Source organism: Chitinophaga filiformis, from assembly GCF_021646545.1.
Lineage (GTDB): Bacteria > Bacteroidota > Bacteroidia > Chitinophagales > Chitinophagaceae > Chitinophaga > Chitinophaga filiformis_A.
The window spans coordinates 155,786-180,846 of the sequence record NZ_JAKIRP010000011.1 but is presented as its reverse complement, the minus strand read 5'-3'; the positions used below and the strand labels follow the sequence as shown (position 1 = coordinate 180,846).

The following is a 25,061-nucleotide window of genomic DNA, read 5'->3' as shown; positions in this document are numbered from 1 at the left end:
AAACGCCCATCACTGATTATAGGGGGAATCAGTGGTGGGCGTTAGCTCTAAGATATTTAGAGAGCGTGCTATGCAACACTTTGAAATCTATCGGCTTTACAAGATACTCGTTTGCTCCGGCCAGTAACAGCTCTTCACTGTTTTCCTTAAAGGCGTCGCCACTGGCTATAATTACGGGAACATTTTTCAGTACATCGTCCGTGCGGATCTGTGCCAGTGTATCTTTCCCGCTCATACCGGGAATATGGGAATCCAGAATGATAATATCCGGTCTTGAGGCCCTGGCAAGCAGTAGTCCTTCCAAACCATCTGTAGCCAGTATGATACGGCTACCCATACCGCTGAGGAACCGGGATAATACCATCTGGCTCATTTTGTCATCTTCTATAATGAGGATGCTGGTATCGGTCAGATTAACTGACCTGCTGTCATCATCTAACCCGTTATTACATATTGCTGAAGGTGTTTTGAGCGGAAGGATGACTGTGAATGTCGTTCCCTTGCCGGCCTTGCTGTAGACTTTGATCTCGCCACCCATGGATGTTACCAGGTGACGGGTGATATGTAATCCCAATCCCGTGCCTTCCAGGAAGATGTTCCTTTCTGTTACAAATGCATCAAAGATGGTTGACTGTCTTTCTGTGCTGATGCCTTCGCCCTGATCAGTTACCTGGAGGCACCATTTGTATTCATTCCGGAAGATGTCGAGCGTTACGGTGCTTTCCTGACGGGTGAATTTAATGGCGTTTGACAGGAGGTTGTTCAGCGTTTTGGTCAGCAGTATCTTGTCGCCCAGGATCAGTTGCGGGATCTCCTGATCGAGTGTGGCCTTAACCTTCACGGTCTTCACACTTGCCACATACTGGTGCATGTTGACAATGTTATCCATCCATTCCCTGACATTCAGCGGGCCTGCCTGTGGTGTATCGAGTTTGCCTGCTTCGATGCGGGAAAATTCGAGTACGTTATTGATGATATCACGTGTGTTGTAACTGGCCGCATATAAATGGTCTGCCAGCTGCTTAATGGGAGCCAGTGAGCGGTCCTGTTCCACTTTCAGCTGCAGAAGCTGGCTGATGCCAAAGATGGCGTTCAGGGGAGTGCGGATCTCGTGGCTGGTTTCCCTTACAAAGACAGTTTTAGCATCTGTCGCTTTGGCCAGCTGCGCGGTGAGCACTTCCAGGTCTTTATTGTGTTCTTTTACCGTGTCGAGCATTTCCTGTACATGCATCATTTCCCGGATCCTTAGTCTTTCGATATTCCTCACGTAATAATAGATCACCAGCAGGTCGAGGATCAGGATACTAGGTATAGTTACCCATCTGATAATGAACTGCGCATTCGTATGATCTTCAGGAGGCACAACCGGTGATATAAAACCGTTGTACATGTTGATCTCACCTATGAGAAAGGCGAAAATGGTGAACGCTATGCTGAAGGCGCGCCTCGGCTTGTCTTTTTCAAATACCAGGAGGGAAAGTCCTACGAGGAAAATAAACAGGAGATGTACCTCTGTTACCCTGCCCATGATAGCGCTGTAGTACTGGATGCTGGCATTGTTGATAATGATGAGCGACAGTCCCGCGGCGGCATTCCGGCCAAGGTAATTCAGCAGAATAACGGTCGACAACAGGGCACATTCTATCAGCGCCGGAGCGGAAATAGCGATATTGCCTGTGGTTATAAAGCAGCCAAGGCCGAATGCACCTGACATGGCGGCGGTAATCAGTGAAATAGTATTCACTATTTTGAGCGTGCGTCTCTTGTCTTCATCGGGTATCTCGCTGCAGCCAGCGTTAGTTAGTAGTTGTAATAGATTCATGCACCAATCATTTACGTTAAAAAGGGGGACATACAATATGGAATAATACAGGTTCCCAACATGTACTTTGGTCCATTCTGTCAGTGTTTTTCAATTCGGATGTTTGTAGCTAGTCGTCTGTAAATAGTGGGTATAATAATAAAAGTTTGGGGCCAGTTCCACTTGCAATTTACATACATTCAAAATTATATCACTTAGTATAATCAGTATACTTTTTATACTGTTTCATTTAGTATAATGTCATATTTATTTTTGTTCAAATACAATAGGTAAGTCCAGGAATCCGGCCACTATCGTACTTGGATTCCTTTCTGGCGTCACTCCCGGCTTGAGTTGTATGTTTTTCATCTTTTCAAGGATGATCTCGAAAGCGATTTTCGCCTCCATTTTTGCCAGCATGGCGCCTATACAATAATGCGGACCATGTCCAAAGCTCACCATTTTGATATTATCCCTGTTGATATTAAAAGTATCGGGATCGGCAAATACTGCAGGATCGCGATTGGCTGCCGTCAGCCATACGTTCATCAGATCTCCTTTTTTGATGAGTTGTCCGCCCAGCTCCACATCCATCTTTGCGATGCGGCACATACTCTGAACCGGGGGCTCATAGCGCAGTACTTCGTTTAAAGCAGCGGGGAGGTCCTGTATGTTGGTCGTCAGATGCGATTGCACGGCAGGTAGGGTTGCGAATGTATACATAGCATTGGCCAGGAAGCCATTGGTCGTTTCATTGCCTGCTATCAGCAAGGCAATACAAAAGGCAAGCGTGTCTGGTATACTAAGTCTTTCGCCATCTATTTCAGCCTGTAACAGGTGAGATATCAGATCAGCACGTGGTTCTTTAGACCTTTCTTCCAGTAAGGTCATAAACAGCTTACCCATTTCCTGCTGGGCCTGGAAATAAGCATCCATGCCTATTACAGCGGGATCACTTGAGATGGCATTGATCCAGGCATTTACCTGGTCATGGTCCTGATCAGGTACACCTAATAGCTGTGCGGTGACCCTGCCGGGAAGAGGAATAGAGAATGCTTTCACGAAATCCATTTCTCCTTTTTGCAGGTGTGGCTCCAACAGCTCGTTACATTCCTGCCGGATCCAGCTTTCCATTTTGGAGACGATAGATGGAGAGAATGCCTTTGTTACCAGTGCGCGCAACTGACGGTGACGCGGAGGGTCGGTCTGGTTCAGATTGCTGCCAAGCAAATTATCATCAGACTTGGGCATGTACTCATTTGAAAAAACTTCATAGTCACTCAGCACTCTTTGCACATCTTTGTGGTGGAATACCTGCCAGGCTCCCTGCCCGCCAAAATAAAACCTGAATGCCGGATCAAAATAAACTGGTTGTTCTTCCCGCATCTGCTGATGCCAGGTTAAAGGGGATGTTAAGGTAGATGGAGTCATACAATCTTTGAGTTGTCGTAGAATACAGATTCGGTTATTGTCCCTGATACAAATAGATAAGATTACTGGATGCTATATTATAGCTATTTAACATACACTCGACTAAAATAGTTTAATGTGCTGAGGAAAAAGTTAACTCGTTGTTAACGACTTGAGATTTCTCTCGTTGCAGACATCATTTTAAGAAAAACCAGCTAGATTGCTGTAACAATACCACAATATGAAATACTACTTATCCGTTACCATTACAGCTTTATTCAGCTGTTATGCATGCAGGCAGTCTGCAGGCCCCATTACCAACGATCCATATGCACTGGCAGATACGGCAGACTATAGACTCACAGAGACCTTACAGGGACAGGGAGGAGTTTATCTGAAGACGGAAGTCTATACGCATAAGAAAGATACAGCGCTTTCCTATGTAAAGGTCTTTAACTACAACCGGCAGGTAGCCGCGGTGCAATTTTATAAGCGTGATAAGAAAGATGGACCAACTATCACCTATAATGAAAAAGGCCAGCGTCAACTAGGCACTTACTATAGAAATGATACGGTGATAGATATGCATCCATTTAATCAATAAAAATGCTTAATTTTATCATCAGAGATTTACTAATCCTCTATTTATAAAAAAGAGCCCATATCAAAATGAGATATGGGCTCTTTCCATTTGGATACCGGCGTAATCAGGTAATCTTCTGAAGGACGTTCATTGATCTTTGCTATCCGTGGTTGTACCCGGCGCTAAAAACACAAGGGCGACGCTGCAGGCAGGTTGACTGACGCCTATAACTATTATTACTTGTTATACAATATCCCACCAGGGTTTATCGCCTTCATTGCTATTATTCTCTTTACCTGAGGGTGGTGTGGGTGGTACGATAGGTTGTGTCGCAGCTGTACGTGCCTGCGCCTTGATATCATCCCGGTTCAGCAATAGGCGCCACTTATCTTTCAGTTGCTTACCGGCTTCAGGTTTCACCATCAATACATAGTTGATATAACCTTCCACGCTGCTGACAATATTGCCCTTGCCCCATTGTTTACCCGCTAATCCGGATACGGATATCTGGTGCAGCAGGGCCCTGAACTTACGCAATGTTTCCCTGTCCAGGCTCAACTTATCATTCACCACAATACCGGTTACTTCTCTTTTATCGCCCTTCCGCATCACTTTTAACTTATCAGGATGGATTACGAAGCCTTCTTCCTTCACCACCTGTTTTACGCCCCAAATCAGCTTGCCTGCATCATCTGCAGCGGTTTCTCTGGCAGAGAAGGTCATGTCATCTGCGTAGCGGGTATAAGTATAACTGAACCTGCGGGCCAGACCTTCAAAACGACGGTCGAGACGGAAGCAGATAATATTCGTAATAGCCGGGCTGCAAGGGGCGCCCTGCGGCAGATGGCGATTAGTATTGGCCACATAATAGTCCTTTCCATCGAGCGCTACCTGGTCAACCTCCGGTTCTGTACACAACAGTGCCAGAATGGTAGCTACCTGTTCACTGTAACCCAGTTTGCAGAACATGCCTTTCACCCGCTTGTATTCAATAGTGGGGAAGAAGTCGCGCAGGTCGATATTAATCACAATATCCTGTGCTACGTGATGCGCCGCATTGGTAACGATGGACCTTCCCGGCACAAAGCCATGCGCTGCATTACTGTTAGGTACCTTATACAGGATGTTTTCCAGTATCCAGTACTGTGTAGCCTTCAGCTGTGGCATGGGAGCGGAGATCAGGCGTTTGCCGCCAGACTTTTTAGGTATATAGAACCGCTTATAGTGTGTGATATGTCCCACCTTCCTGTTAAAGGCCAGGAAGCGTAGTTTGCCGATGCTGATACCCATAGCGGCTGCCAGTGCAACGCCATCATGAAAGACAGGCAGGCCTGCTGCCGTGAGACGTTCGGTATCGGAAACAGTCTTATTCAGGCCCTGGGATACATCTTCGCCCAGGTAGACGATGTTTTTTTCTTTCTGTTCAGCCCATAGAGCAGCTTTCTCCTTACGCTTTTCTTCATTGCGCAGTTTTGTCGCTGCTCTTTTAGCCTTCGCTGCTGCCATGCGCTGCTTACGCATTTCAAGCAGCATTTTCTCCCGGTTCTGGTAGCGGCGCTTCTCTTCCAGTAACTTATTCAGTTCTCGGTGTAAGTCGGCTTCCCTGTGGATCAGGGCTTCCGAAGGGGAGGGCTTAATGGTATTTTTTTGCCAGAAACCCAGGCGGGTCATTTCTTCCAGGATGACTTCATCTTTGGTAGATGCTCTGATACGGTCATATAGTTGCTGACGCGTCAATCCTTCTGCCATAATCTTTCAGACGGTTTATTGCTGATAAAAGAAAGTTCGTTCAAGTAAAAAGCGGAAAAGAAAAAAAGGGGAGATAAGGGTCAACAGAAAAATAATGTAAAGAGGAAACGGCCTTCGTGCAAGCCATTGACTAAATCAATCAACTCCAGGGAGGGGCGTACCTACTGGTATTTTGAGCCCCCGGGGCTTGTACCGTAAAATACTAGTAGGTACGCCCCTCCCAAAGTAAAGATTGCATTTAGTGAAGCATGAAAATGTCATGTTACCTGAGTGACGAAACATCACTCTTCCTGAAACCAGGCGCAAGTGCAATCATTTCCTCTTTACAAAGATCTTTTTCTGATGCGAAAGATAGAGACAATTATTGAAAGTACAAATACATATTGCATTTTTTTCTTTCATTTCTTTTTTATCTCCTCATCTTCTTTTTCTGCTTATGCGTTATTGTTAGTCTTATTCTTTTCATATGCCATACGCAGTGCCAGCATATGTTCGCAAGGGCCTTTATAGAGCTTGTTCGTGATGTAGTCATAACAATCACAATGCCCTGTGCTCATACGCTCATCGTTATCGATTACAATAACCGGGCGGTATGTACGCCGCTCTGCAGTGATCTGTCCCTCAACCTGTAATCCTACCGACGGCACGTGTTGTACTGACATGGAGATCTTACCTTCCTTTATCAGTCGCGTAGCTGATTCTTCTTTAGGATTAGAGAACCTTAACTGGTCCAGTGGCAAAGGGTCCCTGCTTAGCTCACGCAAACGGTAATAGCCTGTATGCAGGTCGTAGATCACTTTACCTGCCTGTGTATAGATACCTAATGTAGCCAGTACTTCAGGAACAGATACACCTGTTCTTGCGGAGATCTCCTCTGGTTTTCCCATCCACATCTGTTGTAACTCACTGAACACGCGAAGCTTCGTTGCATCTTCCACCGCGGCTCTTGGCGCCATCAGATCAAACTGCCCGGCACGTGACCAGTCGTTGGCTGTCCATCCGGAGAGGCCCAGTGTAAACTGCATGTCGCCCAGATCGGCTACATAGAAAGACGGCAAACCGCTGCCCGTAAGATGTACGGTAAACTTCTTTGCAACGGGGATGAGGCGTTCGAGGATGAGCAGTCGCCTGCGGCCCCATATGCGGATCTCTCTGCGTTGGGGACCGGTATAGATGGAACGTGCGCAGATGATCTCTTTATTCCAGGGTTCGAATATTGCCTTCACTGGTTGGCCAGGGTCCAGCACAAAACGGATGGAACGCGGACCTTTTTTCTCTTTGAACCTCCGCAGCCAGCTACAGAAGTTGTAGACGTCCATCGGGTGCAGGTCAAAGCTGGCAGCAGGTAGTGTCATCGCGGAACTTACCTGCAGGAATCCGCGTACCCAGCTATCGGGCAGGTCTATCTTCACTTCACGGAACATCTCCTCCTTTGTGGTCTGCACGGAGAAGCCGGCAGGATCGACAGAAAAGGTGGTTTCCTTATAGTCGCGGATCTTCTGAAATTCATTATATAATGCGGCAGAATAATCAATATTGGTAGTACCACACTGGAACTCGTTCACTTCTTTGAACACATTGTAGCTGGCGCTTAGTTTACCGTAGGCAGATTCGTCCTGGCTGAAACATTCGAAGAATATCTCATCCGGGTGTACGCTGATAACAGGATCGAGCACAAACCATGCGTCCCTGTCTTTCTGGTACAGGTAATCGAAATAGGCTTTACGGGCTTTATAAAAAGGGGCCATTACTTTTTCCTTCTCATTGTAAATGCTGCGCAGTTCCAGGTTCAGGGCATTGATGCGCTCATTGGCGGCATCTGCATTGTACTGGCCCATGTACTCGGCAAGCCAGACTGATTCCTGCTGAGCGGCCCATTCTTTATAGGCGGTTTTGTCTTTGGGTTTGAAACGAAGGTCAGATACCACGACATCGTGCAAAGCTGAAATTGCTTCCCGGAAGGCGATCTTTTTACGCAGTTTGCCGTTGAAGAAGGTCGGCTCCCGGTGTGTATCAGGGGCAAATGATATTCCAGCTGATGTTGCATTGCTGTAAACCTCGGTTTGTCCGCTATATCTATAGTTAAATAACATCTTCCAGGGTTTAAGATTGTTTCATGGGAAAATCGGTAAATCGTACTGGTAAGGACAGCTCAGGATATGACTGATGGATATTACGCATGAGCGAAATACAGCGGGCCTTATCGCCGATAGCTACGGTAGCGGATATATCCGTGATAATACCTCCGATATAGGTAGCGGCTTCCTGTGATCGCAGCGCTTCTTTTTCAAGGAAGTTAAAGATCCTCTCTTTGGCTACACGGGCTTTGTTCACTCTCGACAGTACAGATCTGAAATAATGTTCGAGTTCCATGAGATAGGGCAGGTTACCTGCTGCATAGTTCTCCAGGTAGTTCGTAGCGAACAACTGCATAGCTACCCCGGGATGCTGACTGAGTTTCATCAGGTAAACGGCGCCATCCTCTTCCCGGAAGAAACGGGTAAGCAATTCGCGCCCGAAGGCTTGTACAGTAGGGTTCACGCTATCGGCAATTGCCACCAGCGATTCTGCCGACCAATCTGCCGCCTCAAACTGCGTGCGGAAGTATGCTTCGGCAAAAACACGCGTATCTTCCCAGGTAGCGTCCAGCAAGGCCACGGCCGAATCTCTTTCCTGCCGGATGCGTGCAACATGTTGCTGGAAGAACCGGTGGCACCATTGTCTTACGGCCTCCAATTCATGGTTACCGGCAGCGATAACCTGCTTGATAGTAAGACTTTCTGCCGGGATATATTTCTCCAGCACCAATACACCGAAAGCCTGGGCAGGGCGATAATTGGAATATAATAAACGTAAAGCGGTTGCCTGATCGATATCCTGTAAGTGTCCTACCAGCTCAGTGCTCAGCAATGTGGCAAGATCTGCATGTAGTCCCTCAGATGTTTCTTTTCGCATCAGTAAGGGCACCAGCTCATTCACCAGCCATACCGCCAGTTCAGAGTACTGTTCTGCAAGGCGTTTCAGCAATGGTCTCACTGCGCTCCTCACATCGGCATAAGAAGCACTGCAACAGAAGAATAAAAGCCCATGGCGTTTCACCAGTTCCGCATCACCGATAGCAGATATGACGTCGATACCAGCAGTTCGTACCGGCTGATAAGGATGTTCCAGTAAACGGTGCAACAGGCTGTCTGTGATCAGATCAAGTTTGAATTGTTGTTTCTTGAGGAACAACAAACGGGCAGCCAGTGCCTGTGCTGCAGGCAATTCACTCTGTAACAGGTCTTCTATCACTTTGAAATCCAGCTGTATCAGTGCATCTTTGAAATGTTTCTCAAGAATGAGGCAACCATCTGTGAGTGTATCATTAAGCTGCTCGTCTGCTTCTTTCAATGAAAGCAGATAAGCAATTACTTTACCTGTAAGCAGCCTGATTTTATCGTCAGCAGGCTTGTATTGCGCCAGTTGCGCTCCTGCAAATGCACGGACCTCTTCATACGGACAGAAGATCAGCTCACGGAGGAAGTCGACATCTGCCAGGCAAAGGTCTGGTCTTGCCGCCGTCCATTCCAGTGCCTGTTCACGCGCTTCGGCGGAAATGCTATACAATAAAGCCAGTATAATGGGCAGGGAAGGATGATTGATATCGAATTTCTCTCTGGCCAGCTGCAGACCGAACTCCTGTGGCAGGCGGAAAGGATTGGCCAGTAAAGCACGAATGACGTGACTATCCATCTTTTCCTTCAGCGCCTCGTATTCCGGATGTTGTAACAGCTGATGCAGCGCAAAGTCGTGGATTTCATCCAGCTTTCCTTTTACCAGCAACTGAATAAATGCCTGTGGCAGTTGTTGCCAGAGGTGCAGGAAAGGCACTTCACTGTCGACGGGCTTAACCACCTGTTCAGTTGAAATGCCGGGCTGTATATCTGTAGACTTACGGCTGCCGCGGAATAAAGCAGCCACTTTTTTCAGCAGACTTTCTCCTTTATTCGGCTGATGGCCGGACTGCTGACTGGATGTACCCGAACGGTCCTGTTTAATATACCACAAAGTACCGTCAGCTATCAGTTCCAGCTTTTTATTATTGCCCTGCAAAATGTAGTTGAGCAATACCGCCTTTGCATTAGCCGGGAAATGGTGTGTAGCAGGACTGTAGATACTATCATAAGGGGCATTCCGCCATGGCTGCGTAAGGGGACCGGTATGCTTGGCCGCATCGTATTGCAGTAATATGGCTGTCGAAAACCTGACATAATTAAGATCATGCTGATTACCCATCTGCTTCAATCGCCTCAGTATACGCCGGCGCAGATAAGAACGGGTATGTTTAGGATATGGCCTTTTTTTGCTGGCGTAAGTGCCATCGCCTGCATTGTGCTGTTCCCTTTCAAAGCGTTCAGCCAGCATGGCTATCAACTCATGGTCATCCCTGATTTCAGCTTGTTTGAACAGGTGACGGATATGCTGGAAGAAATTGACTTTGAAGGGTAATGTACCCAGGAACTTCAACAATACTTCCCGTACAAGAGGATTTGCAATACTTACTATATACAGTTCTTCGAGTAGTGGATAGGACGGCTGCGACAGTATTTTTACCCGTTCTTCCAGCAGCTTGCCCAGCGCTTGTTTGCCAGCCGATCTTATCGCCTCCTGAAATTCCGGCGGCAGTCCCTTTTCGAATTGCGCTATATAACTCTTACGAGCATCTTCAGCCAATAAGAGTAACATGGCATGAGTGGCCATCTGGCGCAGGTAGTAAGGATAGCTACTATTTTCCGCATAGGCTTTCAGCGTCGGGATATCGTTCTCGCTTCCACAACGGCCCAGGGCCCACAGTGAGGAGTAGCGTTGCATAGCATCCTCCCGTTCTATCAGTTTCGCGATAATGGGGGCCGCTTCCCTGATACGGTATTCACCTGCCTTCCAGATAACGCGGGAAGTCTTCCATTCAGTTTTGAACTTTGAATGCCTTTTCAGCGCATACTCCAGGCGTTTCAAAATAGCCACATGAGCAGGATTCTGCACCTGTGATGTATCAGGAGAAACAAATTCTGCTACCGGACCAGCATCCTGTTCGGCAGAATATCCCTTGGAGCGTTTTTCTTTTTCAAGCGCATCATAGATAGCGGTGGCTGTTGGCAGGTCTACCGGGGACACTGTTTTGCTACCTTCTTTTAATGCACTACCCCGCTTACCATAGCGGAAGTTTACGACATATTGTCCGGGGCCAACTTCACATAAATCAATCTCATAGGTCTTGTCCGAATTCCCCTCTCTAAAGAAAAGCTTTGTTTGCTTTATAAATCGCATGAGCTAACAACATTAAACACAGCAGCCAAAATAATATTATTTTTTATATGAATGGGATAAATTTTCTCTAGCTTTCCGGAAAAAGTACAGAATTATCCTCCAATCGTACAGGCAGGATGATAATTGCCTGACCGAAATTTGCCTCGTCAAACAGTTAAATACACGCAAATGATCAACAACACAGTCAGCTTTTTAATCCTGCGCCTGGCCATAGGTGTTAGTATGTTCGGACACGGGCTGGTGAGATTACCCAAACTCGATAAGTTCAGTGGCTGGATGGTTAAGAGCTTTGAAAACTCCATGCTGCCAGCTTCTCTTGTAAAGCCTTTCAGTTATGCACTTCCTGTAGCAGAATTCCTGATAGGATTATTGCTGATTATCGGATTGTTTACCAGGCAGTCACTGATTGCCGGAAGTATTGTAATGATATTTTTGATATTGGGTACCACGCTGATCGAGAGCTGGGAGGCGCTTGTTTCTCAATTGATCCATGTGGTATTTTTTGCTTTGCTTTTGGGGTATGTTACATACAATAGTTATGCGCTGGATAAACTCTTGAAGAAATAACATGTGACTACCGGAAAAAGGAATTTGATGGTGAATGCGTGTTTTGCCGGGGGGCACCCGCGTTACAAACATGACGCCTGCCACGGCGATTGAATGCGGTTAACGTATAACCATTCACCGGGTTATTACCGCTCGGGGAGAATTGCGTGTTATAAACATGGCAGTTCCTCCCCAGCGGTGGATACCAGCAACGAAATAATTTATTGTACGCTGATCTTCATCACGACTTTCTTTACCGGAACGGGCTCTTTCACCTTGATATTTGGCATGTGCAGATCCGTAGGAAAGAAGATGGCAAACATGCCTTGCTCTAATTTTGAAAAGAAGGCCGGCGTTTCTCCGAATAGCATAAAGTCCGCCGCATCGTCATACGCTTTTGAAGGCGTCCGCTCCAGCAGGAAATCATGCCCTATCAGTTCCTCGCCACTTACGATATATTGTACGTCGATATATTTCCTGTGAGACTCCATTTGCTCGCCTGCGGTAGGAATTGTATCATATTCATTTACAATGGCAATGATGGCCGTACCGTCAATTTCATATTTACCTTTCTCTACTTTTGAAAAGTCTGTGTTCCGCAGATATTCAAAAGCTTTTACGAATTTAGGGCCCAGGCCATAGTAAAGGTCCGCGTTTTTTAAAGTGTCGATGATCATATGCGTCTGTTATGCGCCGGCAAGATACAATCAAATGTGAACAAACGTTAATGATTGTTAAAGAATCGGCGGCCGGAAATTTTAGAAAGTTAAATTTGCCGGAATATGGGTAAGGTTAGAAAAAGAATATGGTGGATCGCTATACCGGCATTGCTGGCAGTACTGCTCTTTCAGCTGTACTGGTTACGGCAAACCTACCAGTCGCAGCAGGAGGCCTTTGTGGCTACGGCTACTGAGGCGTTCCATAACGTATATGACAACGCCATTATCATTACCGCTAAAATAAAGTCCGGCGGCCAACCGGCGCAAAAGAAATATACTATTCAGGCAATGATCGACGTAGACAAGTCTTCAAAAGAAGAACCGGCACAGGGGCCGAAGGCTTTCATACGTTACGACTCAACTGAGGAAGAGGAGGAAAAGTTAATCCCGGACAATATTCACCTGGACACATCCATCGCCAACACTAATATGTCTTTCGATACCATCTCTCCGCTGGCGCATTTTGTTTCCACTGTCTTTTCCTCTTTTACAGATGTAATACCGGATATTGATACGCTAAACAGGTATTACCGGAGAGAATTGGATAAGAAGCATATTCCCCTGTCATTCAAGGTACTGATCGGGAAAGAAATCGATACCACCGTTAACCGGCCTACTTTAATGATCTACCCAGGTATGAATAATCCGAAAAAGATGATGGGGGTACAGTTCAGCGGACTTAACACCTATCTGCTGAAGAAGATGAGTAGCGCTATTATTCTTTCCATCTTCATCGCTTTTCTCATCATAGGATGCATCTGGACGCTGTGGCGTATCATCCTGCGACAGGAAAAACTGGAGAGCATGAAGCGGGAGTTTATCAGTCATGTGACGCATGAACTGAAAACGCCGGTGTCTATTTTAAAGGCTACTAATGAGGCATTGCTCACCTTCCGGGGCATCAACGATCCGGATAAAACGGAGCGCTACCTCCGGCATTCCAAAACAGAGCTGGACAGATTGCAGGACCTGATCGATAAGATCATGCAGGTAACCAGGGAAGAACAGGAGCAGCAACCGCTGTCTGTGACGGTGGCAGACCTTAAGGCCATGGTGAAGGATGCCGTTGTCCGCTTCGCCCATCTGCCGGGAGTAAGTATCAGCCAGCAGTATGATCTGCAGGAAGGGCGTTTTCAGACCGATATCACCGCTTTTAATACCATTCTGAGTAACCTGCTTGATAATGCTGTTAAATACAATGATAAGCCGCAGAAAGAGATACACGTGAGTGTAAAAGAACTTACAGGGCATTACAGCTTTACAGTAAAAGACAACGGGAATGGCATTGAGAAACAACACTTCCCGTTCCTCTTTGATAAGTTTTACAGGGTGGTACAGGGAGACCGCCACGATACAAAAGGATATGGACTGGGGCTCAGCCACGTGAAAGCGTTGCTGCATCAACTGCATGGCAGTATCAGCGTTAGCAGCGTTCCCGGCAATGGTACTACCTTTACTTTCCAATTACCGAAATATGAAAAAGATCAAGCTCCTACTGGTTGAAGATGAAATAGTACTGGCGGGTGTCGTTAAAGAAACCCTGGAGGCCAATGGCTTTCATATCAGTCATGCGGAAAATGGCGCACAGGGCTGGGAGCAGTATTTGTCTTTCCGGCCGGAGATCTGTGTAGTGGACATCATGATGCCTAAAAAGGACGGTATTGCGCTTGTAAAAGACATCCGTACGGTGGATGAACAAACGCCTGTCATCTACCTGACAGCCAAAAGCGAAACACAGGATGTTATCAAAGGACTGCAGACCGGTGCGGACGACTATATCAAAAAACCTTTCAGCCTGGAAGAACTCATCCTGCGTATCAGGACATTGTTGAAACGCAGCCAGATAGCCAATACGCCTGCCGCTCCCAACACCAATAATAGCGGCGTCTATATATTGGGAACTTATACATTTGACCACAACAGGCAGGAACTACGGCATGAAAAGGGCGATATCCGCCTCTCCCTGCGGGAAGCCGATATGCTGAAAATGCTGGCAGAACGGCCCAATGCGACCACCCATCGAAGGAACATCCTGCTGGAACTATGGGGAGACGATAATTTCTTTAACGCCCGTAATATGGACGTTTATATCAGCAAGATCCGTAAGTATCTGCAGCATGATCCATCTGTACAACTGGTCAATGTACGCGGACTTGGTTACAAACTGGTATATTAACAAACGCGGCCTGTTAACATTCATTAAGGATATAACAAGACTCTTTAACACAGTCCGGTAGCGCTTCCTGCTACTTTTGCATGGTCTGAAAATATGGAGGCCATGCGAAACTTTACCGTTATTATTTCTGCTCTTTTATTGTTTACGGCCAGGCTGTCTGCGCAAACGAAAAACACTGTGCGGACAGATACCAGTAAACCGAAAATACGTGACCTGAAGGAAGTGGTCGTGGAAAGCCGTCCTCCTATCCGTATGAAGGGCGATACTGTAGAATACAATGCTGCACAATATAAAACCAAAGAGAATGCCGTAGTAGAAGACCTGTTAAGGAAGCTGCCAGGCGTAAAAGTAGACCAGGGCGGCAACATCACGGCACAGGGGGAGAAAGTAGCTAAGGTGCTGGTAGATGGAAAGGAATTCTTCGGTAATGATCCTGCCATTGCCACTAAAAATCTGCCTGCTGACATGGTAGCCAAGGTACAGGTGCTGGATAAGATGAGTGACCAGGAAGAATTCACCGGTATTGATGACGGTGATAAGGTCAAGACCATCAACATTGTTACGAAGAAGAACAGCAAAAAGGGGTACTTTGGCAACATCTCCGCCGGTATTGGCCCTGATGGCAAATATGACGGCGGGCTGAATATCAACAGCTTCGCCGGTGAACAGCAACTATCCCTGTTATTCAAAGCCAATAACGTTAACAAATCCGGGTTCTCTGCCTCAGAGCTGATCAGGATGTTAAGCGCCAACCCGGAGTTGTTCAATAACCTGCCTGCTGCTGCTATTGCGGAACTGAGTAAGATGAAAGGCGTGCGTATCAATAGCGATGATCCGGCGGAAAAAGCGCAACTGGCCCGCCCTACAGGTATCAACAATACACAGTATGGTGGCGTGAACTACAACAACGACTGGGGGGAGGCGCTTAAATTGCGCAGCAGCTACTTCTTCAACCGCTTTACCTCCCGCAACAGTTTCAATTACGACCGTCATTACCTGCTGGCAGATACTGCCTATAACTATCTGCAGAACGGCATCTCGTTACAGGAGAATAATAATCACCGGGGCAATGCAGCTTTCGATATCAGGCTGGACAAGTATAATTCGTTAAAGATATCGCCTGCTGTTAATCATAACACATCGGTGCTCAAAAGCAACAGGACCTACCGCTCTTACACAGCTGATAACACATTGTTGCTGAACCAGGGAGAGCAGGTATTGAACGGCAACAACACGAACACAAATGCAACTGCTGATATCCTGTACCGCCACCGCTTTGCTAAGCCGGGCCGTACCTTGTCGCTCGTAGTTACGCCGGAATACCTCCGGGTCGAGAATCAGAGCCTGAACATTGCCCGGAATGAATACTATAACCTGGGCACCACGGACAGTATCAACCAGCAGACGCAGGGACATTCGGATAACTATTCCCTGAATAATAATTTGATCTATACTGAACAGCTGACAAAGCATACTGCCCTACGGTTGACGGAGCAGTTTAACATTAACCAGGGCGACTACGAACAGCTGGCTTATAACATGAACCATGCAGATGGCGCATATAACGTGCTGGACGACCGGTACAGTGATATCTATAACAGCACGATCACGAGAAATATTGCAGATGTGGCCATTGCGGGACGATATAAGAAGTTCAATTACACGGCAGGATTGAGTATAGAGAACAGTCGCCTGAAAGGTAATTCTGATTACAAAACCTATCGTCTCAGCGGTAATTACAATACAGTGTTACCGCATGTATACGCGCGGTACCGCTTCTCGAAATCCAAACAGCTGACGCTCAATTATAACAGTAACGCTGTGCTGCCCGGGCTTAACCAACTACGTCCCCTGGAAGACATCAGCGATCCGCTTTATATAAGGAAAGGTAATCCGGATCTGCAGCAGGCCGTTAATCATGATATGACACTGGCATATCTGAGCAATAATATCTACAGTAATGTTTTCACCAATATCCAGCTACGTATATCTGCGGTCAGGAACCAGTTTACTGATTATTATACGATTGACAGTGCGGGCCGGCAGCTCATTTCTCCCATAAATGCCAATGGTTATTTCTCCGGCAGTCTGCATGGAGAAAGGTCAGTGCCTTTTGGCGGTAACGGTTCCAGTCTGACGTTCGGGGCGGAACTGTCGTACAATAGGTATCCAGGCTACTTCAATGCTATTGCCGACAAGATCAGGCAATGGGGGATTACACCTGACTTTAACTTCAATTATTATCCCATCAGTGATCTCAGCATGACGTTCAGGGGAAATGCCAGCTGGAATGACCGTCACAGTGAAGCGAATCCCGGTACCAATCAGCAATACTGGTTCCTGAATTACGGCCTGGACCTGATGGCCAATTTGCCCTGGAAACTGAATGCAGATGCTGGCATTGAATGTTATACCACCACTGGTCTGAGTGGGGCATATAACAATACGGTGGCGCTGCTGAGCGGAGGTCTTTCCAGGGACATCAATAAGCAGTTCTCACTCCGCCTGGAAGGATATGACCTGCTGAACCAGAATAAAAGCTTCAACCGGCTGGCCCGCAACGGGTACACGGAAGACAGGCAGAATAATGTGCTGGGCCGCTATTACATGCTCAGCCTGATCTGTAAGCTGCGTCATTTTGCAAAGAATAATCAGTAAACACTTAAATAAAACAATATGCAACACATCATCCGCACACTTATCCTGGCAGCGGTTATCGGCTGCTTTCAGCAATACAGCTTCGCACAGGACAAAACGCAGGGAGTGATCCGTTATGACATTACCTATCACATTCATGCCTCTTTGAAGCCTGACCAGATGCAGTATAAAGACCTGGTACCGGAAACTGTTGTCGAGAAGGCGGAGCTGAAGTATAATGGACAACGTCTGAAATCCTATTTCAACGACGACATAAAAAATGAGCAGGACGGCGTTAACACCAGCATCAAGGTCTCTTCAGACGATGGTAATGAGAAATATGCGGACATTGACAGGAAAACACTCTGGTGGGTAGACAAAGCAAAGAATCCTCCGGTGTTGGTAGAGAAATCATTGTTTGAAAAGGATGAAGACCAGGGTAAGGAAACAGAGAGTGCTGATACGCAGAAGATCCTGGATTTTAACTGCAGGAAGTTGATCATTAAATCCAAAAATGGGCCGCTCACTATCTGGTACACAACAGAACTGCCATTAAAAGCCGGCAGTCCGGCAAGCACGTTCACCGATAAAGGCGTCGTGCTTGCCATGGATAGCAAAAGAGTGAGCTTCAAGGCCACCAGTATTGAATTCATTGCGGTGACAGAGAAAGAGGTAACTCCCCCTTCTGATCTCAAAACAGTGAAAAGCAGCGACCAGAAAGGAAAGTAGCCGTTCTAAAAGGGCAGGAGGGGAGAGGTTAATCCTTTCTGATCCTGTCCCTTTCATCTTTTGCTCCCCCCTCCTTGCGGGATGACCTCAAAGTGCCTGTACCAAAGGGTCTTGAGTAAGAGAGCCTGAAGATAGGGGAGTAACCGGACTCCAGTTTGATCCCCACATCATTTTTGATATGAAACGCTTCTTCTGCAATAGTTCCATAATAGACATGGAATTTCATGGTAGTGAAAATATCTGATACTGACAGTTGAATACTGCCCGCGTTGTTCTTCAGTTCTTTTTTGATACCGGCGCTGAGGGTGCCCATGCTGCTCGTTTTCGTTGTGCCATTGTATAATGGCGCATTGTACCAGCCCGTCAATTCAGCAGAGAAATTGTTCGGTAGTGTGAATGATTCGGTAAAGTTGAAGGAATAACCCCAATAGGTTTTAGTAACAGGCCGTAAGGTATAGTCGGCTTTGAATTGCCTTAATCCCCCGGTAAAGCTGTAGCTCATGTTCCACCAGTCAGTAGCTTTCCAGGGAATGGTAGCCTGAAAGGTGATATTGTTCTGGTATACCAGGTTCTGCGGGGATACATACAGCACATTGGCTGCCGCACCCTGGCTTAACTGGTAACGGGCAATAGGATTGTCATCCCTGCTAAAGAGCAGGGAGAAACTATAAGCATCGTAGTTATATCCCACCTTGATATTATTCGTAATGGTAGGTTTCAGCTGTGGATTGCCTGCATAGATCGCAGTAGGGTCGCTATAAGCTACGAAAGAGGCCAGGTCATTGTAGGAGGGCCTTGTGATCCTTTTCGTATAGGAAAACTGCAGCCCGGAACGCTCATTCAGCTTTTTGCTGAGGAATATGTTAGGGAATAATGTGGTTAATTTTCTGTCCACCGTATTTTTGCCGGTCCTTGTGTCATCCATTTTCGTGCGGGCATACTCAAATCTTGTTCCTGCCGTAAGCGTCACAGATGGTGTTATCTCTATATTGGTGGAAGCATAGGCAGCAGCAATGCCCTCTTTCATTTTCATTTCATTCACTGTTTCGGTTCTGCTTACCCAGTGCCCATCGATCAGGCTTTCAATCCTGGATAAAGTATTGCTGCCGGTGTATGTTCCCTTGATGCCGGTTTCCAGTTTTATCTTACTGCTTAGCTGTGTGCTGTAATCCGCCTTAAGCACACCCACCTGAATAACGGTATTCGCAAATCCTCTCTGCTGAGAAGCAAACAGGCTATCATTACTGCTTACCGGTTTATTGTTTTCGTTGGTAAGAGAGCTGTTCACCTGTGATGGATTGGTATTTTTAAAGTAGAGGTAATCCGCGTTAACACTGACCCTGGATTTAGGATTCAGCTCTTTTTCAAGATATACGGACGACACCACGTTGCGCCAGCGGTTTACCCTATCTATCCGGCCGTCAAATGTCAGCAGGGAATCGGGCAACAGAAGGTAATTGGCTGCAGGAAGATTGACGGTTGTTGCCCGGCTGGCGTTGTAAGTGATGTTGGCGCCGATGGTGGTGCTGCGATTAGCTTTTACGTCCATGCCCAGTATAACATCGTGGTTGTGTTGCCGTAACCGGGTAATGTCCCAGCCCCTGGCTTCCATCCGTCCGCCAAAGGCTGGCATATCCTGGTAACTCAGGAAGTCGATTTTGCTGTAGCTCCGGTTAAGGTTGTAGCTGTAGGACCCATAGCTGTTGACTTTAGCAGCATTGTGTGATATATTAATACTGGCGGCGGCCTTCTCTCCATAACCATAACCTCCGGTTACTGACAGTGTTCCGTTGGTACCTTGCTGTTTATCTTTTTTCAGCACAATATTGATCATGCCAGCGCTTCCTTCCGCGTCATATTTGGAGGAAGGAGTGCTTAACAGCTCTATCTTTTCGATATCATCTGCACTCATGCCACTTAGCAGATTCACCAGCTGTTCCATGGGCATGCGTATAAGCTTGCCATTCAGCAGAACGGTTACGCCACTCTTACCATTCAGGGCAATGCTGTTGTTCCTGTAGTCGATCACAACACCAGGAGATCTTTCGAGTATGGCCAGTGCAGTGCTGCCTTTCGTTAACAGGCTGCTCTGTACATTGACCACCATACCCTCTGCCTGTTGTTGTAATAATGGTTTTTCCGCCTGTATCACCACTTCTCCCAGTTGCTGTGCCCCTTCACTGACCACCTGTAGCCCGAAGTCCCTGGTTTTCTGTTGGGCAGTCAGTTCAAACATGGGAGAGTTCCATGTCTGAAAACCCATACTGCTGAAACGCAGGATATATTTTCCGGAAGGAGTGTTGTCTATCTGGTAAGCACCTTTTTCATCTGTCAGCACCGCCTTGACCAGCGCGGTATCCGTTCCGTTCAGCAATATAACATTCGCGAAAGGTACCGGTTGTCCGGTAGCCGTGGCAAACCTTCCGGAGATCTGTCCGGCAGCCGTTTGAAGCAGAAGAATGTAGCACAGGAGGAAAGGTAGTTTTTTCATATTTCATTGATTTAAAGGGAGGCATTCACTCCGGCAGCCACCTGGCTGTTGCAACTAACACATCGATGCAAAGAAAGGAGCAAGGGATGGGCTGGAGAAACGGAAATGACCACCAGCAGGAACGGATTGATCAACGGGCAGTACAGGGCGCTGATGACGGGAAAATGCCCAAAAATGGGAGGGGAGGACCTCTCCTGTAGTCAGAGGAACATTTGGTCAATTATTTCCTGCAATTCAAATAGTATTGCTTCAAAATGGATTAAAACTGATGTAACTTTCGAAAAGGCCTTTTTTCATTCTACGTTGAAAATCCAGGTGAGATGAACGCTTTATTATATTCTCCGTCAAAACAGAACTGGTTGTTGAAGTATAAACTTCACCATATTCCCTTCTGGGCCCTGTATCACTTTACCTGGTGGACGGTGGCTATGGGGAATCCGGTAAAGGCCTTCACGGCAATCTTTCTCTCTGCTTTCATATCGAAGTTTTTGTTCTATGTGATATTCCAGGCACTGGCGGTTTATTTTAATCTCTATTACCTCATCCCGAAGTATCTTGAAAAAGGGAAGTTTACACAATACCTGGTGCTCTTGTTGCTGACTATCGTTGGCGCCTCTCTGCTCATCATTCCGGGATATTACCTGAGCGCTTTTCTTTCCGGGCAAACAATGCAACAGGCTTACGGCCCCAATGGCGATTGTTTTTATGGGTACCTGGGCACTTCGTTACCCTCCACACTGGCAGCCATGACACTGGCCATGAGTATCAAACTGGGAAAGAACTGGTTGCAAACACAGCGTAAGCAGCAGCTGCTGGAAAAGGAGAAACTGGAAACAGAACTGAACTTCCTGAAACATCAGTTCAATCCGCATTTTCTTTTTAATACGATCAATTCAATTTTCTTCCTCATCCATAAGAATCCGGACATGGCCTCTGCGTCGCTGGCGAAATTCTCAGAACTGTTAAGATATCAGCTGTATGAATGTAACGACAAGCAGATCATCCTGTCCAAAGAGATCTCTTACATGGAGAATTCCATTGAGCTGGAAAGATTGAGGCAGAACGATAATGTGGAGGTAATACTGGAAATAGACCAGGAGAACAGCAGCCCATGGGGAATAGCGCCATTCATCCTGATGACGTTCGTAGAAAACGCCTTTAAACATGTTTCAAAGCATGCCGATAAACCTAACTGGATCACGATCCACCTGGAACAGGAAGGAGAACAGCTGAACTTTGCGGTCTCTAACAGTACGTCAGACGTCGGCGGTAATGATATTGTACACTATGGTGGTATCGGCCTGAAGAATGTGCAAAGGAGACTGGACCTGATCTATCCGGGTCAGTACAGTCTCGATATACAGCATCACAATGACAGCTTTGACGTGAGGTTGCAACTGCGTCTGACAGCATTGGAACTGCCATTGCCTATGAAAAAAATAGCCTGAACATAATACGATCTTGTATGAAGATGAATTGTGTAATTATTGATGATGAGCCACTTGCCAGGGAAGGCCTATCAAACTATGTGAGAGAGGTTGATTTTCTCCATCTTGTTGACACCTGTACCAACCCGGTTGAATTGATCCAGCTATTGGACAAACACCCGGTAGACCTGATCTTTCTGGATATCCAGATGCCGAAAATGAACGGGCTGGATTTTCTGAAGATAGTCCAGAAACCGCCTATGGTCATCATTACAACAGCATTCCCCAGTTATGCGCTGGAGGGGTTTCAGCTGAATGTGATGGACTATTTATTGAAGCCGATCACTTTTGACCGCTTCTTCAAAGCAGCCAACAAAGCGAAAGAATACTACCAGCTGTTGAATAAACCTGCGCAGTCTGACGCGCACAAAACTGAGAAAGAAGAAGACTATTTTTTCATCAAGTGTGGCAGCAAGTACGAGAAGATCTATTTCAATGATATACTTTATGTGCAAGGGATGCAGAATTATGTAACCATCTATACGCGCAAAGGCAAATACATGACATTACTGTACCTGAAGAACCTGGAAGAGAACCTGGACAAAAAATCATTCATACGGGTACATAAATCCTATATTGTGTCTATCGATAAAATAGAGGGTATTGAGGGAAATGAGATCTTCATCCAGTCAAACAAAATACCTATCAGCAGGAATTATCACGATATGGTAATTGAACAGGTGGTGAAAAATAAGCTATGGGATAAGATCAAATTCTCCTGACAGACTAAGCATCCTGTTTGAAGGCCCGGTTTCATTGAAACCGGGCCTTTATTGTCAGACGCCTGCCTTCTGTATTCTGATCTCCTGCTGTTGCTGATCACCATGCAACTCTTGCTTCGCCAGCGGTAAAGACCTGATACGCTTACCGGTAGCGGCAAATATTGCATTTGTAATGGCGGGCATGATCTGACCCACGGCGGCTTCACCAATACCGCCGGGCTTTTCATTGCTGGGTACAATGAATGTTTCGATCTCCGGCGTTTCATTGATACGCAGTACTTTATAGTCGAGAAAGCCGCTTTGCTGTACCTTGCCCGCTTTGAAAGTTATCTCGCTATACAGCGCTGTAGAAAGACCATACAGAATGTTGCTGTCCATCTGCGCGATCACACCGTCTGGATTTACTACAGTGCCGCAGTCAATCACGCACGTCACCTTATGTACCCAGAGCGGCATGTCTTTCATTACAGAAACTTCTGCCACCACGCCCGCATAACTGCCGACGGCTTCGAAGACGGCGATGCCTCTGCCATGACCAGCAGGCAGTGGCTGTCCCCAGCCGCTTTTCTCTGCAAGCATTTCCAGCACCTTCAGGTGTCGCGGCGCATCCTTGTATAACATGCGCCTGTATTCCACCGGATCTTTCTTGGCGGCATATGCCAGTTCATCGACCAGGCTTTCCATGGCGAAGATGGTATGACTTAATCCTACCGCTCTCCAGTTATCTACAGTAATGGGCCATACGGGTGTATTCAGTTCTATCCGCTGGTCGGGAATGCTCTTCACATATTCCGCGGTATGCATACCCTCAATGGAAAACTGATCTACGCCATTGATCACAGCGACCTTTTCAAAAGGTCCGCCAGTCATAACGGACTGTCCGACGCTGACCTGCTTCCAGGCAATAGGAGCGCCATTGCTGTCCAGGCCAATCTTGAACCGATGAAGGAATGCAGGTCGGTACATGCCGCCCTGGATATCGTCTTCCCGTGTCCAGACGGTCTTTACGAGCTTCCCTGACGCTTTGGCCACTTCAACGGCTTCACGTACAAAGTCTGATCGTGTAATATTTCTTCTTCCAAAGGATCCTCCCAGGAATTGCATATGGATGAAAACTTTATCAAGCGGCAATCCTGTGATGTCCGAGGCTGCCTTCTGATCGTCTGTTACTGTCTGGGTGCCTGTCCAGATCTCACATTTATCAGGCGTCAGCTTTACAGTACAGTTCAAAGGCTCCATGGGAGCATGTGCCAGGAAAGGCTGAAAATATTCCGCTTCCAAAACGTGTGCGGCTTTGGGGAATACATTTTCAGGATCTCCGGCTTTGGCAGCTACGAGACCACCTTCATTAGCGCGTTGTTTGAATTCTGACAGGAGAGTGGCGCTGTTGATGCGAACCGCCTGTCCAAGTTCCCAGTCAATCTTCAATGCCTCACGACCTTTTTTCGCGGCCCAGAAATTATCAGCCAGCACGGCGACACCAGTGGGAATCATTACCACCTGGCGGACGCCGGGAATAGCCAAAGTGGCCTTGGCATTGTATGTTTTTACCTTTGCGCCTGGAACTGGCCCTCTGGCAACGAGCGCCGTCAGCATACCAGGGAAATGTATGTCCATTCCAAAAGTGGCTTCTCCGTTCACCTTAGCGGGCGTATCGATGCGTTTGACCGGCTTGCCGATAAACTTCCAGTCGGCGCGGTCTTTCAGCGCAACTTCCGTGGGTACGGGCAGGGTAGCGGCTTCTTCCGCCAGTTCACCATAACTGAGTCTTTTGTCGCCTGCCATTACATAGCCATTTTCTGTCCTGCAATCTTTCGCATCGACCTGTAAACGTTTAGCGGCGGCCTGTACCAACATCTGCCGTGCAGCGGCGCCAACCTGACGATAGCGGTCAAATTCGGAGTACAGACTGGATGATCCGCCGGTGCGCTGCGTTGCATAGATGGTATGATGATAGACCTGCGCAGCAGGGGCGTCTTCCACTTTTATTTTCTGCCAGTCCGCATCCAGTTCTTCTGCAACCAGCATAGCCAGCGCCGTTGAAATACCTTGTCCCATTTCACAGTGAGAAAGCGTGATCGTCACCGTTCCGTCTGTGCCGATCCGCAGAAAGGCATTAGGCGCTGGCATCGCACCTGCGTCTGAAATGGGGGCGTCATTGCCGGATAATCGTCTTTTCCTGGCCACGGCAGGCACTGTAAATGCAAGTACGAGGCCACCGGTTGCAAGGGCGGCATCTTTAAGAAATTGTCTCCGGTTGAACATATTGGATGTCGTCATGGTGTTTCTTTTTTAAGACGGTTAGAGTAGGATTGTTCACTTTAAAAACTGGCAGTTGTAAAAAGCCCGGGATCAGGATTTACCACTAAAATAACGGTTGTGGAATTGCAAATGTTCGGCGGGCACTGAATTGACATCTATTAGCCTGAAATCTACAACTACTGCGTGTAGGGCCGGTGCGAAGTATTACCAGGCAACCGGATGTTGCCAGAAGAGCTGAATAGTAATAGAATCTGAGCTATAAAGTAAGCCGCATTGGCTTCGGTATTACAATGGTGTTCTACAAAAATATCAAGCTGGAAAAAGGCGAGGTGCAGTAGTGTAATATTCATAGGAACACACTGGATGACAATACATCGGGGAACAAAACATCAATCGGCTCCGTAGGTGCTGTGTGTTTGTAGCGCGGGGTTTCAACCCC

At 47.0% G+C, this 25,061-nt stretch carries 16 protein-coding genes; 8 read left to right on the top strand and 8 right to left on the bottom strand.

Going from position 1 to position 25,061, the window contains the following annotated elements:
* Positions 1–28: 28 nt before the first annotated feature.
* Both L3C95_RS23735 and L3C95_RS23730 read right to left on the bottom strand, forming a co-directional pair.
* Positions 29–1,822 carry an ATP-binding protein gene (locus L3C95_RS23735; protein ID WP_236391368.1) on the bottom strand — a complete coding sequence of 598 codons (1,794 nt, stop codon included), beginning with the start codon at positions 1,820–1,822 and terminating at the stop codon, positions 29–31.
* Between the two features lie 246 nt (positions 1,823–2,068).
* Positions 2,069–3,232: a cytochrome P450 gene (locus L3C95_RS23730; protein ID WP_236391366.1), complete on the bottom strand. Its 1,164-nt coding sequence runs from the start codon at positions 3,230–3,232 to the stop codon at positions 2,069–2,071.
* 220 nt (positions 3,233–3,452) lie between these two features.
* Here L3C95_RS23730 and L3C95_RS23725 point away from each other — a divergent pair, with 220 nt between their 5' ends.
* Positions 3,453–3,815, top strand: a complete 363-nt coding sequence (locus tag L3C95_RS23725) for a hypothetical protein (protein WP_236391364.1) — start codon at positions 3,453–3,455, stop codon at positions 3,813–3,815.
* Positions 3,816–4,037: 222 nt separating this feature from the next.
* Here L3C95_RS23725 and L3C95_RS23720 read toward each other — a convergent pair whose 3' ends face one another.
* From L3C95_RS23720 to L3C95_RS23710, 3 genes are all read right to left on the bottom strand, one after another.
* Complete coding sequence (locus tag L3C95_RS23720) at positions 4,038–5,543, bottom strand: reverse transcriptase family protein (protein WP_236391363.1); 1,506 nt, start codon at positions 5,541–5,543, stop codon at positions 4,038–4,040.
* Between the two features lie 434 nt (positions 5,544–5,977).
* Positions 5,978–7,636, bottom strand: coding sequence for an SWIM zinc finger family protein (locus L3C95_RS23715; protein WP_236391361.1), 1,659 nt, complete (start codon positions 7,634–7,636; stop codon positions 5,978–5,980).
* A gap of 10 nt (positions 7,637–7,646) precedes the next feature.
* Positions 7,647–10,853 (bottom strand): hypothetical protein, encoded by a 3,207-nt coding sequence (locus L3C95_RS23710; protein WP_236391360.1) that lies wholly within the window; start codon positions 10,851–10,853, stop codon positions 7,647–7,649.
* Between the two features lie 168 nt (positions 10,854–11,021).
* Between L3C95_RS23710 and L3C95_RS23705 the strand changes: the two genes are divergently transcribed.
* A complete protein-coding gene (locus L3C95_RS23705; RefSeq protein ID WP_236391358.1) occupies positions 11,022–11,420 on the top strand; it encodes a DoxX family membrane protein in 399 nt (132 codons plus the stop codon).
* Positions 11,421–11,620: 200 nt separating this feature from the next.
* Here the strand turns inward: L3C95_RS23705 and L3C95_RS23700 are convergent, their stop codons facing one another.
* Entirely contained in the window at positions 11,621–12,076 is a 456-nt protein-coding gene (locus tag L3C95_RS23700; RefSeq protein WP_236391356.1) for a YhcH/YjgK/YiaL family protein, read from the bottom strand.
* 105 nt (positions 12,077–12,181) lie between these two features.
* Between L3C95_RS23700 and L3C95_RS23695 the strand changes: the two genes are divergently transcribed.
* The 4 genes from L3C95_RS23695 to L3C95_RS23680 all read left to right on the top strand — a co-directional run bounded on the left by L3C95_RS23695 (position 12,182) and on the right by L3C95_RS23680 (position 17,660).
* Entirely contained in the window at positions 12,182–13,621 is a 1,440-nt protein-coding gene (locus tag L3C95_RS23695; protein WP_236391354.1) for a sensor histidine kinase, read from the top strand.
* Entirely contained in the window at positions 13,593–14,294 is a 702-nt protein-coding gene (locus L3C95_RS23690) for a response regulator transcription factor (protein ID WP_236391352.1), read from the top strand. The genes L3C95_RS23695 and L3C95_RS23690 overlap by 29 nt, the downstream gene beginning before the upstream one ends.
* Positions 14,295–14,396: 102 nt before the next feature.
* A complete protein-coding gene (locus tag L3C95_RS23685) occupies positions 14,397–16,952 on the top strand; it encodes an outer membrane beta-barrel protein (protein ID WP_236391350.1) in 2,556 nt (851 codons plus the stop codon).
* 18 nt (positions 16,953–16,970) lie between these two features.
* Entirely contained in the window at positions 16,971–17,660 is a 690-nt protein-coding gene (locus L3C95_RS23680) for a hypothetical protein (RefSeq protein WP_236391348.1), read from the top strand.
* 28 nt (positions 17,661–17,688) lie between these two features.
* Here L3C95_RS23680 and L3C95_RS23675 read toward each other — a convergent pair whose 3' ends face one another.
* Positions 17,689–20,151 (bottom strand): TonB-dependent receptor domain-containing protein, encoded by a 2,463-nt coding sequence (locus L3C95_RS23675; RefSeq protein WP_236391346.1) that lies wholly within the window; start codon positions 20,149–20,151, stop codon positions 17,689–17,691.
* A 320-nt stretch (positions 20,152–20,471) separates the two neighbouring features.
* On the opposite strand from L3C95_RS23675, the gene L3C95_RS23670 reads away from it, so the two are divergent.
* Both L3C95_RS23670 and L3C95_RS23665 read left to right on the top strand, forming a co-directional pair.
* Positions 20,472–21,599, top strand: a complete 1,128-nt coding sequence (locus tag L3C95_RS23670; RefSeq protein WP_236391344.1) for a sensor histidine kinase — start codon at positions 20,472–20,474, stop codon at positions 21,597–21,599.
* A gap of 17 nt (positions 21,600–21,616) precedes the next feature.
* Complete coding sequence (locus L3C95_RS23665; RefSeq protein WP_236391341.1) at positions 21,617–22,360, top strand: LytR/AlgR family response regulator transcription factor; 744 nt, start codon at positions 21,617–21,619, stop codon at positions 22,358–22,360.
* Between the two features lie 54 nt (positions 22,361–22,414).
* Here L3C95_RS23665 and L3C95_RS23660 read toward each other — a convergent pair whose 3' ends face one another.
* Positions 22,415–24,640, bottom strand: coding sequence for a xanthine dehydrogenase family protein molybdopterin-binding subunit (locus L3C95_RS23660; RefSeq protein ID WP_236391339.1), 2,226 nt, complete (start codon positions 24,638–24,640; stop codon positions 22,415–22,417).
* Positions 24,641–25,061: the final 421 nt, after the last annotated feature.

Excerpts from the sequence above, each read along its gene's own strand:
- L3C95_RS23735 (WP_236391368.1), bottom strand. The coding sequence starts at position 1,822 with ATGAATCTATTACAACTACTAACTAACGCTGGCTGCAGCGAGATACCC.
- L3C95_RS23730 (WP_236391366.1), bottom strand. The coding sequence starts at position 3,232 with ATGACTCCATCTACCTTAACATCCCCTTTAACCTGGCATCAGCAGATG.
- L3C95_RS23725 (WP_236391364.1), top strand. The coding sequence starts at position 3,453 with ATGAAATACTACTTATCCGTTACCATTACAGCTTTATTCAGCTGTTAT.
- L3C95_RS23720 (WP_236391363.1), bottom strand. The coding sequence starts at position 5,543 with ATGGCAGAAGGATTGACGCGTCAGCAACTATATGACCGTATCAGAGCA.
- L3C95_RS23715 (WP_236391361.1), bottom strand. The coding sequence starts at position 7,636 with ATGTTATTTAACTATAGATATAGCGGACAAACCGAGGTTTACAGCAAT.
- L3C95_RS23710 (WP_236391360.1), bottom strand. The coding sequence starts at position 10,853 with ATGCGATTTATAAAGCAAACAAAGCTTTTCTTTAGAGAGGGGAATTCG.
- L3C95_RS23705 (WP_236391358.1), top strand. The coding sequence starts at position 11,022 with ATGATCAACAACACAGTCAGCTTTTTAATCCTGCGCCTGGCCATAGGT.
- L3C95_RS23700 (WP_236391356.1), bottom strand. The coding sequence starts at position 12,076 with ATGATCATCGACACTTTAAAAAACGCGGACCTTTACTATGGCCTGGGC.
- L3C95_RS23695 (WP_236391354.1), top strand. The coding sequence starts at position 12,182 with ATGGGTAAGGTTAGAAAAAGAATATGGTGGATCGCTATACCGGCATTG.
- L3C95_RS23690 (WP_236391352.1), top strand. The coding sequence starts at position 13,593 with ATGAAAAAGATCAAGCTCCTACTGGTTGAAGATGAAATAGTACTGGCG.
- L3C95_RS23685 (WP_236391350.1), top strand. The coding sequence starts at position 14,397 with ATGCGAAACTTTACCGTTATTATTTCTGCTCTTTTATTGTTTACGGCC.
- L3C95_RS23680 (WP_236391348.1), top strand. The coding sequence starts at position 16,971 with ATGCAACACATCATCCGCACACTTATCCTGGCAGCGGTTATCGGCTGC.
- L3C95_RS23675 (WP_236391346.1), bottom strand. The coding sequence starts at position 20,151 with ATGAAAAAACTACCTTTCCTCCTGTGCTACATTCTTCTGCTTCAAACG.
- L3C95_RS23670 (WP_236391344.1), top strand. The coding sequence starts at position 20,472 with ATGAACGCTTTATTATATTCTCCGTCAAAACAGAACTGGTTGTTGAAG.
- L3C95_RS23665 (WP_236391341.1), top strand. The coding sequence starts at position 21,617 with ATGAAGATGAATTGTGTAATTATTGATGATGAGCCACTTGCCAGGGAA.
- L3C95_RS23660 (WP_236391339.1), bottom strand. The coding sequence starts at position 24,640 with ATGACGACATCCAATATGTTCAACCGGAGACAATTTCTTAAAGATGCC.